Origin of the sequence: Streptomyces sp. NPDC015127, from assembly GCF_043080095.1 — a bacterium.
Lineage (GTDB): Bacteria > Actinomycetota > Actinomycetes > Streptomycetales > Streptomycetaceae > Streptomyces.
In genome coordinates this window covers 134,987-148,288 of sequence record NZ_JBIBVE010000016.1, presented here as the reverse complement: position 1 = coordinate 148,288, position 13,302 = coordinate 134,987, and the positions used below count along the sequence as shown (strand labels likewise).

Here is a 13,302-nt window from a genome sequence, read left to right as displayed (position 1 = left end):
TGGGCCGGGGCCGGGCGAGGCGCGAGGGCCGGTCGCCGGGCCCCGGCGGTCCGTTTCAGGCATGGCGGGGGTAGGGACATGGCGCGTAAGTGGTCGCGCCGACCGAGAGGGGAGCGGGTCAGGCAGTGACGGGCTTGGCAGCCGTTGCAGGTGCTGGGGTCTCAGCCGGGACCAGGTCCGGGAGCACCGGGCGGAAGGATTCCAGGCCATCGAGCGCGGGTGTGCGGTGGGCGTGCGCGGTGCAGGCGTTCACGGCCTGCCGCATCGTCGTGAACGGCGTACGGATGCGGACCCAGCCGCCCGTGGAGTCCCCGGCCACTGCCATGCCGGGCCGTTCGACCGGGATCTGTGTGGTCGCGAGTACGGCGTCGGGGGAGATGTCGCCGAACGCCATCTTGGCGGAGGCTTCGTCGTTGACCCGGTGCGAGATACGGCCGGTGAGCTGGGCACGGAGCATGGTGATGCCGTCGCCGAGTTCGGCGCCGAAGCGCTGTCCGCAGATCTCCACGTAGATGCCGGCGGCGCGGCCGAGTTGGACGAGGCGGACCAGGGCAGTGATGATCCGCTCGCGGCGCTTCTTCTCCGCGGTGTTGGAGAACAGGGCCAGTTCGGCGACCTCGTCGACCAGGAGGACGACGGGCACGGGCCGCAAGTGTTCGGGTAGGCCCCAGATGTCGGCGGTGATCTCCGCATCGGGGGTGTCCGCGCTGATCCTCTGCTCGCGCCGGATCACCTGGTACGTGTCGGCCATCCGGGAAACGAGGGCTTCGAGTAGATCGGCTGCATCGTCGGGGTTGTCGGCCAGTGCAGAGAACCGGCGTGCCAGCGGGGCGAGTTCCACCCCCTGCTTGCAGTCGATGCCGACCAGGGCGACATGCTGCGGCGCGAGTTCTTTGACCAGGTGGCGCTGGTAGACGGACTTGCCTGACTTGGTCGCGCCGAGGTTCAGCGAGTGCGGAACCTCCTGATAGTTGCGGTAGTGGACTTCTCCGTCCTCCCGCAGCGCGACCGGGATGCGCAGCCCTTCCCGCTCGACCTTGGCGGGCATCTGCACCCGCTGGAGCACGTCGTAGCCGGTCATGCGCAGCTCGACCACGCCCGACTTGATCTCACGAGAGGTGATGCCGTGCATGGCGAACGAGTGCCGCAGCCGGTCCGTGGAGGCCGCGAAGTCGAACGCGTCCTGACCGGGTTGGAGCTTCAGCCGCAGCACCAGGCCAGTGCGGGTCGGGCGGATCCGCAGAATGCGCGGCGGCCGGGACTCGGGTGCCGGACGGTTGGTGAGCCGGGCGAGCGTGAGCCGCAGCCGGGACGGCGGAACGGTCAGCCCGCAGGCGTCCATGACCGAGGCGTACCGGACGACCACCCGGACCACGGCCAGCGTGACGCCGATGCTCAGCCAGTACCAGGCCGGGCGCAGCCGCCGCAGCACCAGAGCCGCGACGACGGCGACCAGGGCTAAGACGAGGAGCGTGTTCGTCGACATCCCGCTCAGCCCTTCGAGGACGGAGCGACCAGCGCGACCGCGCGGAACGCGATGCCGAACCGCTTCTCACCGTTGAAGGTGTTCTCCCAGTCCCGCGCCTTGAGGCCGACGACCTTGACCGGCATACCGAGCGTGATCCCCTCCGGGACACCGGTCTCCGGGATCGAGACGGTGTAGAGGTTCGCCTCACCCTCGTCCGCGATGGTCAGGCCGACCGTCATCATCTTCGCGCCGGTCTCCCGGTCGACCGCGATCTCTCCGGTCTGCTTGTTGATGACCTTCGCCTTGGGCTCGACGGCGACGAAGACGACAGCGGTCGAAGTGTCGATCTTGAACGATGACATGATGGAAGCTCCCTGATAGGGGCGGAAGCGGCGGCTTGCTTGGCGGTAGGGCGCCGCTTCTGCGTTGGCTTGTGGGAGTCCTGCGAGAGCACCGCAGGACGTTCGCGTTCCAACTGGTGCGCACCAGTAGGTTGCATCTGGTGCGCACCAGCTGTCAAGCGTTGTCGCGATCCGGCTTCTCAACTCGCCTTCCTGCGACGCTTCTAGAGAACCGCGCCAGCCAACTGCTCGGTAGTCAACAGAGGTTCACTGGCGCACCGTTAACCCGGCCTGTTAACCCCTGACGACCTGCGCCGATGTGAGGCATGCTGCTGTAGAGCTGTCATACGTTCGGGGGCGGTACAGGTGTCCAACCGGCTGCGAGAGGTGAGGAACGGGCGCGAGTGGTCACAAGCGCGCCTTATTCACGAGATCGAGCAGTACGCGAGACGGCATGCGCTCGATGTCGGGTCGACCGCCAGCCTGCGTGTCTACGTCTCCGAGTGGGAGAACGGCAGGCGAGCCATCAGCGAGCGCTACTCGCAGATCCTGCGCCCGGTCCTGGGCGTAACTGACGAGGAGCTGTTCGGCCGGCACGCGCCAGCGGCGCCATCCCCAGCAGTGGGCGGTTACGACGAACTGATCAGCCGTATCGACTCGGCTCGCAGCGTCAGTCTCACGATGGTGAAGACCTTCATGGACCAGACCGAGTTGCTGCGCACAGTGGACCGTCAGATGGGTGCCGCGGCGCTTGTCGATCAGATGACGGGCCACCTGGCGACCCTTGAGGACGCTCTCACATTCGCCGTTCTTCCTGAGACTCGCCGCCCTGTTGCTCTCGCTCTGGCCGGAGCCGCCACACTCGCGGCCTGGCAGGCTCTCGATGCCGGAGGCGTCGAAAGAGCTTGGCGTCACTACGAGTTGGGCAAGCGGGCAGCGCAGGAGGCAGGCGAGCCGATGTATCTGGCGCACGCCACAGCCGAGCAGGCGTATGTCCTTAGCGACGCAGGCCGCCCAGAGACAGCGGTCGCTCTCGTACGCGAAGCGCAGCGGCTGGGCGGAAGCAAGATGTCGCCGCGGTTGCAGGCATGGCTATACGCCGCGGAGGCCGAGCTGTGTGCCAACGCAGGCTTGGTGGACGACTGCCGGCGAGCACTCGAAAGGGCGGACGCTGCGCTCCCCGATGGTTCCGAAGTACGCGACCCGGACATGGTCAGCATCTTCTTGAACGGCGGGCACCTAGCCCGGTGGCAGGGGAATTCGCTCGCGCTGCTAGGCGAAGACGATGCGCTCAGCAGTCTCTATACCGCCCTCGATGAAGCCGACCCGACGTTCATCCGCGCCACGTCAGGGTTGCGATGCAACCTTGCCCAAGCTCACCTGGCACGCGAGGAACATGCCCAGGCGCAGGAGCACCTACAGGAGGCACGCTTGTTGGCGAAGCGGACGGGATCCGTTCGCTACTTGCGCCGTATCGAGCAGCTCACGCAGAGGCTGTAGGGGCTCCCTGCCCACGCGAGGCGAGGACGTGTAGCAGCGCCACGAGGGTTCCGGATCCCATCAGCTCATCCCTGGCCATGAGGCCTGCGATGTCCGAGAGCGGCACCCACGCGATGTGGCCTGCCTCCTCGATATCGGTGGGGTCGCCAACGTGCTGGGCGCCCTTGCCGACGAAGATTTCGTGTGGTGAATCGACCATGCCCACCATGGGCTGGTAGGTGACGACGTGGTCGAGGTGATCCGGGCGCCAGCCTGTCTCTTCCTCGACTTCGCGCAGGGCAGTCGTGTGCGGGTCTTCGCCTTCGTCGACGATGCCGCCGGGAAGCTCCCAGCCCCACTTGTCGGGGACGAAGCGATAGCGCCAGAGCATGAGCACGCGGTCTTGATCGTCCAGGACGGCGGCGATCGAGACGTGATGCAGCCGCACGACGTGATGCTCGAAGCGCTCGACGCCGGGCGGCTCGACGTCGACAAGCGCCAGCTTCACCCAGCGGTTGTCGTAAACGGTCCGCTCGCCGTGAATCTGCCAGGACTCCATTTCGGCCGGGCGCTCGACGCTCACGGAACGGGACGGCACCCGATAGGAGCTGCGGGCGTACGACTCGATGACCTTCTCGGCCACGAGCTTCGCCAGCACGGTACGCAGCTGCGTGCGGCCGATCTCGAGTTCCTTCTCAAGGGTGCGCTCAGAGGGCAGCTTTTCGCCGGGCTTGAGCCTGCCCGTGGCCACCCACTCGCGGATCGTGCGGTAGACCCGCTCCGACTTCGGTCCCATCCCTTGAGCCCACTCCCTGATGTCATCAGCTGGCGCGGACCAGCGTAGCCGCCAGGACTGACCGCCAACAGGTGACGATCACGGGCCCCACGGCTGCCGCGGAGGCGGTGAGTAGAAATCTTCTCTACGGGTTCAAGGCGGCTCGCTCCGCTCGCCGCGCGCTCCCCGGCGTCACCGCCGGGGACGACGCTCCTGTCTCCGCCCCGCTCCGTCCCCGGCTACGCCGGCCGCGCGACTAGAGCGAGACGTCTTGCCCGAGGTGAGAACGAGGCCGGCACGGGGCTGGGGCGGTCGGCTCCACGGCTTTAGGCAGCCACCATGGGGCGAGCCTCGAAGATCGGGGCCCACATCGGGCTTTAGCGGGCAGGTCCACAGACTGCCCGAGTCGCGGCAAGCTTACGGGCCCCGATCTCTCGCCCCATGGCAGCTCCCGCCCAAAGCCGCTACCCCGACCTGATGTCCAGCGTCCACTACGTATCGGCAGCGCCACCAGCTCCAACACCTCGGAGTACTACTCGCGCCGCGACAAGCATGGAATGCACAGCTTCAGGACTCATTGCCCACTTATCGGATCCACGCCGGTGAGGGATGGAGAGAAAGGAACCGCTCACCTTCGAATCAACAACCGCCCCCTTGACTATAAACGGCTTAATTTCTTCAGGTTGAGGCGGCACGTAGATGGCCATGACGTCGCCGACTCCAACAGGCACGACATCTATACGCAAACCTTCCACGGGCGGAATGACGCGATCTCGAAGGATCTGCATATATCGCTGAACATTGAGCGACCCACGCCTGCAAGGAGTAACCCGTGCGAGCACATCATTTCCCGAGGAATCTTTCGATGAAGCTATTCCGATGACAATTAGGCCCCCCAGGTCGGAGTTGGCAAACGAGGCTACGTCGCAAGCGAACTCATACTTTTGCGACTCAGCGGCAATTCCATAGCTTTCCCGCTTCACCTCCAGCCATTCATTTTCAGCTTCCCCTAGAACCATCGCGGGAGCTCCAGCACCAACCAGCGCGTACGCTCCCGCAGGTGTCTTCAGGTTAAGCCGATCGTTCTGAAGGAGCATGGTCAGCGTGTCCGAGAAGGCCGCACACTGCAGCACCGTCCAGTCCAGGGGGAGGGCGACATGCAATTCAATCGATTCTGCCGGGCCGCAAAATCTAACCATGAGGACCTCGACGCCCCTCCTGGTGAAGTAATCAGTCAAGCGCTCGTCAAGCTCTACCCGATTCCTCGCTAGCACATAATCGACACTCAGGATGAGGGAAATTCGATCCTGATCCTCGCCGAGCAGTCCCAGAATCTCGTACCTAACGTCATTTTCGCCGTAAACTCGAATTCCATCCGGTGCGGACCCGAAGAGGATGAACGAAGCCGGGACGCCATCCTCGGTCCCTGTCCCTCTTCCAGCATCTCTTAGGAAATCCCGAATCTGGTGAAGTGTTACTTCGCCAACTCGATCGCGAGGGACATCGAATTCATTCGACCTGTCGGCTGTCGTAGACCAGCCGTCACTCAGCTCCAGACGGTTGTTCGATCTGTTGAACTGAATCTGCATTTCCGCCCCCGTAGCCGTCTGCGACAGACTTGACGTCTGACCTTAGCCGCCGAACGCCCGCCCTGTGCCCCGAGTGCAAACAGCCGTTGAGGGCTGGCGGATTCGTCCTCTCCCGCCGGAAGGACGATGGCGCGCGAGCATGCCGCATGCTGTGGCGGTGCTCCGGCCGGCACGTCTGGTGGAAGCGGGCAGATCGTCCGGGCGATCCACTAGCGGTCTGCCCGCACTCAAGGCTCTTCCGGCCCTGACAGCTACGGCTGACACCAACGCACAGCCGCACCCCTGAGCGATCCGGCACGGCACTTTGGTGCCCCAGGAATACGTGAGGCTGAGTGCCAATGATCGAACTCCGAAGGCGGTGGTCAGAGGGCGTGCTGTACAGCAGCGGAGTACAGCAACCACGCCGACCGCAGCAGACCTTCAAGGCACCTGAGGAGCTGGCCGGGCAGCCTGGTAGACCTCAGTGACCGCCCCGCCGATAGTTCGCATCGAGGGGGTCTGGGGTTCAAATCCCCACAGGTCCACCGCAGCTGAGAGCCCCGATCGGAGAGATCCGATCGGGGCTCTTCGGCGTTCCGGTGCGGAGCCTCGGGGTCGGCGGCGGAAGAGGCGTACGTCACACGCCGGGACGCGCCTGCCCTGCGGTGACGCGCCCCTGCGGGCGTCCAGGCCGGGCGGCGCCCAGGCCGCGTGGCGCAGCATCGCGCGGACTGTCGCGCAGGGCGGGTGGCGAGGCGCAGCGCCGCGGTGGGGCCAGTTGCCTGCCCGTGCCACCGGCTCGTGAACAGCGGCTCCGCAGGCGAACTGCGTCAGGAGACCGGGGACTTGCCGCCCCGGGGTGGCGGACCGTGAGCCGGTCCGGCATCCCGGGGCGGGACCTCAGGAGGTCTGGGCCTTGTCGTAGACCGCCTTCGCCTCGTTGCCGAAGTACGGGCCGAACATCCGGTTCGGCAGGAAGGTGTAGCCGAAGCTGTTCACCGAGACCTGGAGGCCGGTGCCGGTCGCCTCGCTGAACGAGGTGAACCACGGGCCGCCGCTGGAGCCGCCGGTCATGTTGCAGCCCAGACTGTGGTCCTGCGAGAAGAGGAAGTCCTTCGAGCTGTTGCCGCTGCAGTGGATCAGCTTGCTGCCGTCGTACGGATCGGCGGCGGGGAAGCCGAAGGCGTACATCGCCTTGTTGTAGCCGCCGTTGAACTGCAGGCCCTGCGCGCCGACGGTCTGGGCGAGCGTCTTGCCGTTCAGCGGGGCGACGACGGCCGCGCCGACGTCGTAATTGATGTCCTCGCTCGCGGCCCACTGGTCGGTCGCCAGGGTCTTCGTCGCGCTCCACTGCCCGTACGGGGCCTGGCCGTTGTTGTAGGCGGGCACGAAGACCCAGTTGGTGTGCCAGGAGCCCTGGTACTTCACGCAGTGGCCGGCGGTGATGACCGTGCTGCCGTTCTGGCTGGTGACCGAGTTGCCTGAGCAGGACGCCGTACGGCCCTGGAAGGTGAAGAACACCCGGCCCGACGTCTTCACGACGGCGCCGCCGCCGGTCCAGGGGCCGCCCGGCTGCGGGAACGCGGTCGGCGCGACGACCGTCTTCTTGCCCCCGGGCTCGGGGGCCTTGAGTGCGCCGGGGACCGTGCGGACCAGGTCGAGCGGTGTGGCGCCGCGCATGCGGTCGGCGGTCCAGAAGCCCTGCGGCGCCTGCTGCGGGGCGAAGGACGCGGGGGGCGGGGTGGACGGGGGAGAGGGAACGGGGGCCGCGCCGGCGGAGGTGGCCGACAGGGCCCCGGCCAACAGGGTCGTGACGGCCAACACGGTGGTGGCCGCGGTGCGATGGCGTCTCACGCAGGTCTCCTTCTGCCGTACCCGCCCGGTGGCGCACGAGGGCGGGGTGGGGGACGAGGCGGTGCGGAAGGACGTGCGTGAGGCAGGGTGCCACGAACAGCGTGGTTATGTCAGGAGCGCGTCAAAGACTTGGCCATGCACACACTGTTCTCGTAGCAGCGGTAGTGGCCGAATTTCGCGCAGGGTTCGTACCCGCTGGAGATGTAGAGCGCTATCGCCTCGGGCTGCATGTCGCCCGTCTCCAGGACCATCCGGGAACGGCCGGCGGCGCGGGCGTCCTCCTCCAGGGCGGCGAGGATGCGGCGGGCAAGGCCGAGCCCGCGGGCCTCGGGGACCACGTACATGCGCTTCAGCTCGGCGTCGCCGTCCGAGTACCCCTCCGGGTTCTCGTCCTGGGTGCGCCAGCCGCCGGTGGCCACGGGGCGGTCGTCGGCGTCGTACGCGATGAGATACAGGCCACTCGGCGCCGCGAACATCGAGGCGTCGAGCGGGGTGGCGTCACCCCCCTCCCCGTACCGCTCGATGTACTCGAGCTGGACCTCGTCATTGAGTTTCACGGCGTCGGGGTGGTCGAAGGCCACGACTCTGAGCTGCATGCCGAAAAGCGTACGGGCATGCGAAGGGGAGCCGGGCGGCGCGGGCCCGGTTCAGGGGTCGGTAGGGTGCCGGAATGCTCACCGTGACTTCCGTGAACGTGAATGGACTGCGCGCCGCCGCGAAGAAGGGCTTCGGCCCGTGGCTGGCGGGCTCCTCCGCCGACGTGGTCTGCCTCCAGGAGGTACGCGCCGAGGCCGGCCAGCTGCCGGCCGAGGTGCGCAGCCCGGAGGGATGGTTCACGGTGCATGCCCCGGCCGCCGCCAAGGGGCGCGCGGGCGTCGCGCTGTACACGCGGCGCGAGCCGGACCAGGTGCGGATCGGCTTCGGGTCGAGCGAGTTCGACGGCAGCGGCCGGTACGTGGAGGCCGATCTGCCAGGCGTCACCGTCGCGAGCCTGTACCTGCCGTCGGGTGAAGTGGGCACGGAGCGGCAGGACGAGAAGATGCGGTTCATGGACGCGTTCCTGCCGTATCTGAAGGAACTGCGGGAGCGGGCGGCGGCGGACGGCCGCGAGGTCGTGGTCTGCGGCGACTGGAACATCGCCCACCAGGAGGCCGACCTCAAGAACTGGAAGGGCAACCGCAAGAACTCGGGCTTCCTCCCCGAGGAGCGCGACTGGCTCACGCGGGTGTACGACGATGCCGGATACGTGGACGTGGTGCGCGCCCTGCACCCCGACCAGGAGGGCCCCTACTCGTGGTGGTCGTACCGCGGGCGGGCCTTCGACAACGACACCGGCTGGCGCATCGACCTCCAGGTGGCGACGCCCGGGCTGGCGCGGCGGGCCGTGAAGGGGTGGGTGGAGCGGGCCGCGACGCACGGCGAGCGCTGGAGCGACCACGCGCCGGTGAGCGCCGTCTACGAACTCTGAGAGGGCTCCGGCCGGTCCGGCTCGTCGTCCGGCCCGTTGGCCGGGGCGCCGGCCGGCTCGGCGTCCGCGGCTCCGGCCGGGCCCGGGTGCTCGTGACCCCGGTGCTCCAGGCCAGGTGAGGGCTTGCGCAGGCGCCGGTCCATCGCCATCGACAGCTCCGCGTCGACCACGCTCTTGGCCAGCGGCCGCAGGCGCTCCAGCTCCGACTCCGCGCTGTGGGCGGTCAGGACGTCGATGAACAGCTCGGCCAGCGCGTCCGCATGGGTGCGGACCCGGCGTCCGGCCTCCAGGACCGCCGAGAGCGGCACTCCCTCCCGCACCAGCTCGGCCGAGACGTCCAGGAGCCGGCGGCTGATGTGGACGATTTCGTCGCCGTCGGTCGCCAGGTAGCCCAGTTCCAGCGCCTTCGCGAAGTTCTCGGGGGTGACCTCGCCCTCGAAGTAGTCGGCGAGGGCCTCGGGGGTGAGCCGGACCGGGGTCTCCTCGGTGGGTTCGCCGAGGCCGAGGACCTCGCCGACGTCCCGTCCGCTCTCGAACGCGGTCGCGAGGTCCGCGATGCCGGTGAGGGTGTGACCGCGCTCCAGCAGGGCGGCGATCGTCCGCAGCCTGGCCAGGTGGTGTTCGTCGTACCAGGCGATGCGGCCCTCGCGGCGCGGCGGCTGTATCAGGCCGCGCTCGCGGTAGAACCGCAGGGTGCGCACCGTGATGCCGGCCTCCTTGGCCAATTCCTCCATGCGGTACTCGCGCGCCTCAGTCACAGCAGCAGCCTATGTTGTACCGCCGGTAACTTGTCGGGCTCCACCCCTACCGCTCGGTAGGGAGCTGCTCTACCCTCCCAACCATGCCAGTGATTGCTGGCAGTTTCTTTGACGGTACGGCGATCCGGGACGTTCAGCGGTTTCAGCGGGAGGCAGCGGCATGAGCGAGCAGCACGAGCACGTACGAGTGGCGGTGATCGGATCCGGATTCGGTGGCCTCGGTGCCGCGATCCGGCTGCGCCGCGAAGGCATCACCGACTTCGTCGTCCTGGAGCGCGCGGACTCGGTCGGCGGCACCTGGCGTGACAACGACTACCCGGGCTGCGCCTGCGACGTGCCCTCGCACCTCTACTCGTTCTCCTTCGCGCCCAACCCCGACTGGCCGCGCACCTTCTCCGGGCAGGAGCACATCCGCGCCTACCTGGAGCACGTCACCGACACCTTCCGCCTCCGCTCCCATCTGCGCCTGAAGCACGAGGTGCTGATGATGCGCTGGGACAACGACGCCCTGCGCTGGGACATCGAGACCTCTCGCGGCCGGTTCACCGCGGACGTCGTCGTCTCCGCGACCGGGCCGCTGTCCGACCCGAAGATGCCCGACGTCCCGGGCCTGGCCGGCTTCCCGGGCAAGGTCTTCCACTCCGCGCGCTGGGACCACGACTACGACCTCACGGGCAAGCGCGTGGCCATGATCGGGACCGGCGCGTCCGCGATCCAGATCGTTCCCTCGATCCAGCCGAAGGTGGGCCGGCTGACCCTGTTCCAGCGCACGCCCCCGTGGGTCATGCCGCGCGTCGACCGCAGGATCTCCGGGGCCGAGCGCTGGCTGCACCGCACGCTGCCGTTCACCGGGGCCGCGCGGCGCGGGCTGCTCTGGGGCATCAGGGAGCTCCAGGTCCAGGCGTTCACCAAGCGGCCCGGCGAGCTCGGGATCGTCGAGCGGCTGGCCAAGGCCAACATGGCCAAGGCGATCAAGGACCCGGCGCTGCGGGCCAAGCTGACGCCGTCGTACCGCATCGGCTGCAAGCGCATCCTGCTCTCCAGCACCTACTATCCGGCGCTCGCCCAGCCCAACGTGGACGTCGTCGCGTCCGGGCTGGCCGAGGTACGCGGCTCGACCGTGGTCGCCGCCGACGGCACGGAGAGCGAGGTCGACGCGATCGTGTTCGGCACCGGGTTCCACGTCACCGACATGCCGATCGCCGAACGCGTCGTCGGCGCCGAAGGGATCACGCTGGCGGAGGCGTGGAAGGACGGCATGGAGTCGCTGCGCGGCGCGTCCGCCGCGGGCTTCCCCAACTTCATGACGATCATCGGCCCGAACACCGGGCTGGGGAACTCCTCGATGATCCTCATGATCGAGTCGCAGCTGAACTACATGGCCGACTACATGCGGCAGCTCAGCCTGCTCGGCGAGGGGAGTGTCCTCGCCGCCCGGCCCTCCGCCGTGCATGCCTGGAGCCGGCGCGTGCAGGAGCGGATGAAGCGCACCGTGTGGAACACCGGCGGCTGCACCAGCTGGTACCTCGACGCGGGCGGCCGCAACACCACGATCTGGCCGGGCACGACCACCGAGTTCCGCAGCGCGACACGGCGGGTGGACCTCGCCGAGTACGAGGTGATCCGCGCCCGGAAGGCACCCGGCGGAACGGTCGAGGCGACGAAGAACGCGAAGAGCGCGGAGGTCGTCGCATGAGCCGCCTTTTCCGGCGCACCGACGCGCCCCCCGTCCCCGACCGCGAACTGACGGCGCTGTCCGCCGACGGCTCCCGCCTCCATGTCGAGGTCCACGGGAGCAAGGACGCACCGGCCGTGGTCCTCGCCCACGGCTGGACCTGCTCCACCCTCTTCTGGGCGGCCCAGATACGCGACCTCGCCGCCGACCACCGCGTCGTCGTGTACGACCAGCGGGGCCACGGCCGCACCCCCGCGGGGCCCGTCGGCACCGAGAAGCTCGCCGACGACCTGGAGGCCGTGCTCGCGGCCGCACTCGCCCCGGGCGAGCAGGCCGTCCTCGCCGGCCACTCCATGGGCGGCATGACGATGATGGCCGCCTCCCGGCGTCCCGGCTTCCGCGAGCACGCCGCCGCGGTGCTGCTGTGCAGCACGGGCAGCGCCGGGCTCGTCGCCGAGTCGCTGGTCCTGCCGATGCGGCCCGGTCCGCTGCGCACCCGGCTCACGCACCTGGTGCTCGGCGCGCGCGCCCCGCTCGGGCCGGTCACACCGCTGTCCCGGCGCATCCTCAAGTACGCGACCATGGGCCCCGGTTCGTCGCCGGAGCGGGTCGACGCGTGCGCCCGCATCGTGCACGCCTGCCCCCGGACGGCCCGCGTGGCGTGGTCGCACGTGCTCGGCGAACTCGACCTCGACGAGGGCGTACGGGCGCTGACCGTGCCGACCGTGGTGGTCGCGGGCACGGTGGACCGGCTCACGCCGCTGGTGCACGCCAAGCGGCTCGCCCTCGACCTGCCGCACTGCGTCGAGCTGGTCGAACTCGCCGGCATGGGACACATGACACCGGTCGAGGCGCCCGAGGCGGTCACCGGGAAGATCCGTGAGCTGGCCGGTACGTACCTGACCACGAAGGAGGAGGCCGCATGAGCAGGAAGAGCCTGGAGGGGCAGGTCGCGGTCGTCACCGGCGCCGCGCGCGGCGTCGGTGAGCTGCTGGCCCGCAAGCTGTCGGCCCGCGGGGCGAAGGTCGCGCTCGTCGGCCTCGAACCGGACGAGCTGAAGAAGGTGGCGGCGCGGCTGCACACCGAGTGCGACCACTGGTACGCGGACGTCACCGACCACGAGGCGATGGCGCGGGTCGCGCAGGAGGTCAAGGAGCGATTCGGCAAGGTCGACATCGTCGTCGCGAACGCGGGCGTGGCGGCGGGCGGCCCGTTCACCGACTCCGACCCGGTCTCCTGGCGGCGCGTGATCGAGGTCAACCTGATCGGCAGCGCCGTGACGGGGCGGGCGTTCCTGCCCGTGCTGGTGGAGAGCCGCGGCTACTTCCTCCAGATCGCGTCACTGGCAGCGATCACGCCGGCTCCGATGATGTCCGCGTACTGCGCGTCCAAGTCGGGCGTGGAGGCGTTCGCGCACTGCCTGCGCGCCGAGGTCGGCTACCGGGGCGTGAAGGTCGGCGTGGGCTACCTGTCCTGGACGGACACGGACATGGTGCGTGGCGCGGACCAGGACGACGTGATGCGCGACCTGCGCAAGCGGCTGCCGTGGCCGGCAAACCGCACGTATCCGCTGGGCCCGGCGGTGGACCGGATCGTGGCCGGGATCGAACGCCGCTCGGCCCATGTGTACGCGCAGTGGTGGCTGCGGGGCATGCAGTCGGTGCGCGGCTACCTGCCCGCGGTCATCGGGACGGTCGGGCAGCGCGAGATGCGGCGGTTCGCGCCGCGGCTCGCCGGCGTCTCGAAGGGCCTGGTGGGAGCGGGCGGAGCGGCGGACGAGTCGGTCCGCGCGCCGGACGTCTCCGCGCGGTAGCGCGGCCCCCGCTGATCGAAATGCGCACCGTGTTCCCGCGTGCAAGGCTGAGGTGGGTGCCGGGCCCTTCACGGGTGTGCCCGCCCCCGACCTCCTCATCCTT

12 protein-coding genes are annotated in these 13,302 nt (G+C 68.7%); 5 read left to right on the top strand and 7 right to left on the bottom strand.

Going from position 1 to position 13,302, the window contains the following annotated elements; translation table 11 throughout:
- Positions 1 to 118: 118 nt before the first annotated feature.
- Positions 119 to 1,486, bottom strand: coding sequence for an FtsK/SpoIIIE domain-containing protein (locus ACF08N_RS29135; RefSeq protein ID WP_392327688.1), 1,368 nt, complete (start codon positions 1,484 to 1,486; stop codon positions 119 to 121).
- A 5-nt stretch (positions 1,487 to 1,491) separates the two neighbouring features.
- The gene (locus ACF08N_RS29130) at positions 1,492 to 1,830 is read right to left on the bottom strand and encodes a hypothetical protein (RefSeq protein WP_392327687.1); all 339 of its coding nucleotides are present in this window, start codon (positions 1,828 to 1,830) and stop codon (positions 1,492 to 1,494) included.
- 345 nt (positions 1,831 to 2,175) lie between these two features.
- Here ACF08N_RS29130 and ACF08N_RS29125 point away from each other — a divergent pair, with 345 nt between their 5' ends.
- Entirely contained in the window at positions 2,176 to 3,309 is a 1,134-nt protein-coding gene (locus tag ACF08N_RS29125) for a helix-turn-helix transcriptional regulator (protein ID WP_392327686.1), read from the top strand.
- Here ACF08N_RS29125 and ACF08N_RS29120 read toward each other — a convergent pair.
- The 4 genes from ACF08N_RS29120 to ACF08N_RS29105 form a co-directional block, all read right to left on the bottom strand.
- Positions 3,293 to 4,084, bottom strand: a complete 792-nt coding sequence (locus ACF08N_RS29120; protein WP_392327685.1) for an NUDIX domain-containing protein — start codon at positions 4,082 to 4,084, stop codon at positions 3,293 to 3,295. The genes ACF08N_RS29125 and ACF08N_RS29120 overlap by 17 nt on opposite strands.
- 470 nt (positions 4,085 to 4,554) lie before the next feature.
- Positions 4,555 to 5,652 carry a helix-turn-helix domain-containing protein gene (locus tag ACF08N_RS29115; protein ID WP_392327684.1) on the bottom strand — a complete coding sequence of 366 codons (1,098 nt, stop codon included), beginning with the start codon at positions 5,650 to 5,652 and terminating at the stop codon, positions 4,555 to 4,557.
- Positions 5,653 to 6,531: 879 nt separating this feature from the next.
- Positions 6,532 to 7,485, bottom strand: a complete 954-nt coding sequence (locus ACF08N_RS29110; protein ID WP_392327683.1) for a trypsin-like serine peptidase — start codon at positions 7,483 to 7,485, stop codon at positions 6,532 to 6,534.
- 110 nt (positions 7,486 to 7,595) lie between these two features.
- Positions 7,596 to 8,081: a GNAT family N-acetyltransferase gene (locus ACF08N_RS29105; protein WP_392327682.1), complete on the bottom strand. Its 486-nt coding sequence runs from the start codon at positions 8,079 to 8,081 to the stop codon at positions 7,596 to 7,598.
- Positions 8,082 to 8,155: 74 nt separating this feature from the next.
- Between ACF08N_RS29105 and ACF08N_RS29100 the strand changes: the two genes are divergently transcribed.
- Positions 8,156 to 8,953: an exodeoxyribonuclease III gene (locus tag ACF08N_RS29100; protein WP_392327681.1), complete on the top strand. Its 798-nt coding sequence runs from the start codon at positions 8,156 to 8,158 to the stop codon at positions 8,951 to 8,953.
- Here the strand turns inward: ACF08N_RS29100 and ACF08N_RS29095 are convergent.
- Positions 8,941 to 9,687, bottom strand: a complete 747-nt coding sequence (locus ACF08N_RS29095) for a MerR family transcriptional regulator (RefSeq protein ID WP_392327751.1) — start codon at positions 9,685 to 9,687, stop codon at positions 8,941 to 8,943. The two genes, ACF08N_RS29100 and ACF08N_RS29095, sit on opposite strands and share 13 nt — an antisense overlap.
- Positions 9,688 to 9,871: 184 nt before the next feature.
- Between ACF08N_RS29095 and ACF08N_RS29090 the strand changes: the two genes are divergently transcribed.
- The 3 genes from ACF08N_RS29090 to ACF08N_RS29080 are packed head-to-tail and all read left to right on the top strand — an operon-like array spanning position 9,872 to position 13,199.
- Complete coding sequence (locus ACF08N_RS29090; protein WP_392327680.1) at positions 9,872 to 11,407, top strand: flavin-containing monooxygenase; 1,536 nt, start codon at positions 9,872 to 9,874, stop codon at positions 11,405 to 11,407.
- On the top strand, positions 11,404 to 12,312 hold the full coding sequence (locus ACF08N_RS29085) for an alpha/beta fold hydrolase (protein ID WP_392327679.1): 909 nt from the start codon (positions 11,404 to 11,406) through the stop codon (positions 12,310 to 12,312). The genes ACF08N_RS29090 and ACF08N_RS29085 overlap by 4 nt, the downstream gene beginning before the upstream one ends.
- Entirely contained in the window at positions 12,309 to 13,199 is an 891-nt protein-coding gene (locus tag ACF08N_RS29080) for an SDR family oxidoreductase (protein ID WP_392327678.1), read from the top strand. The genes ACF08N_RS29085 and ACF08N_RS29080 overlap by 4 nt, the downstream gene beginning before the upstream one ends.
- Positions 13,200 to 13,302: the final 103 nt, after the last annotated feature.

What these genes read in the sequence shown, in the direction of transcription:
- ACF08N_RS29100 (WP_392327681.1), top strand. Translation starts at nt 8,156, where the DNA reads ATGCTCACCGTGACTTCCGTGAACGTGAATGGACTGCGCGCCGCCGCG.
- ACF08N_RS29120 (WP_392327685.1), bottom strand. Translation starts at nt 4,084, where the DNA reads ATGGGACCGAAGTCGGAGCGGGTCTACCGCACGATCCGCGAGTGGGTG.
- ACF08N_RS29130 (WP_392327687.1), bottom strand. Translation starts at nt 1,830, where the DNA reads ATGTCATCGTTCAAGATCGACACTTCGACCGCTGTCGTCTTCGTCGCC.
- ACF08N_RS29115 (WP_392327684.1), bottom strand. Translation starts at nt 5,652, where the DNA reads ATGCAGATTCAGTTCAACAGATCGAACAACCGTCTGGAGCTGAGTGAC.
- ACF08N_RS29105 (WP_392327682.1), bottom strand. Translation starts at nt 8,081, where the DNA reads ATGCAGCTCAGAGTCGTGGCCTTCGACCACCCCGACGCCGTGAAACTC.
- ACF08N_RS29080 (WP_392327678.1), top strand. Translation starts at nt 12,309, where the DNA reads ATGAGCAGGAAGAGCCTGGAGGGGCAGGTCGCGGTCGTCACCGGCGCC.
- ACF08N_RS29095 (WP_392327751.1), bottom strand. Translation starts at nt 9,687, where the DNA reads ATGGAGGAATTGGCCAAGGAGGCCGGCATCACGGTGCGCACCCTGCGG.
- ACF08N_RS29090 (WP_392327680.1), top strand. Translation starts at nt 9,872, where the DNA reads ATGAGCGAGCAGCACGAGCACGTACGAGTGGCGGTGATCGGATCCGGA.
- ACF08N_RS29135 (WP_392327688.1), bottom strand. Translation starts at nt 1,486, where the DNA reads ATGTCGACGAACACGCTCCTCGTCTTAGCCCTGGTCGCCGTCGTCGCG.
- ACF08N_RS29085 (WP_392327679.1), top strand. Translation starts at nt 11,404, where the DNA reads ATGAGCCGCCTTTTCCGGCGCACCGACGCGCCCCCCGTCCCCGACCGC.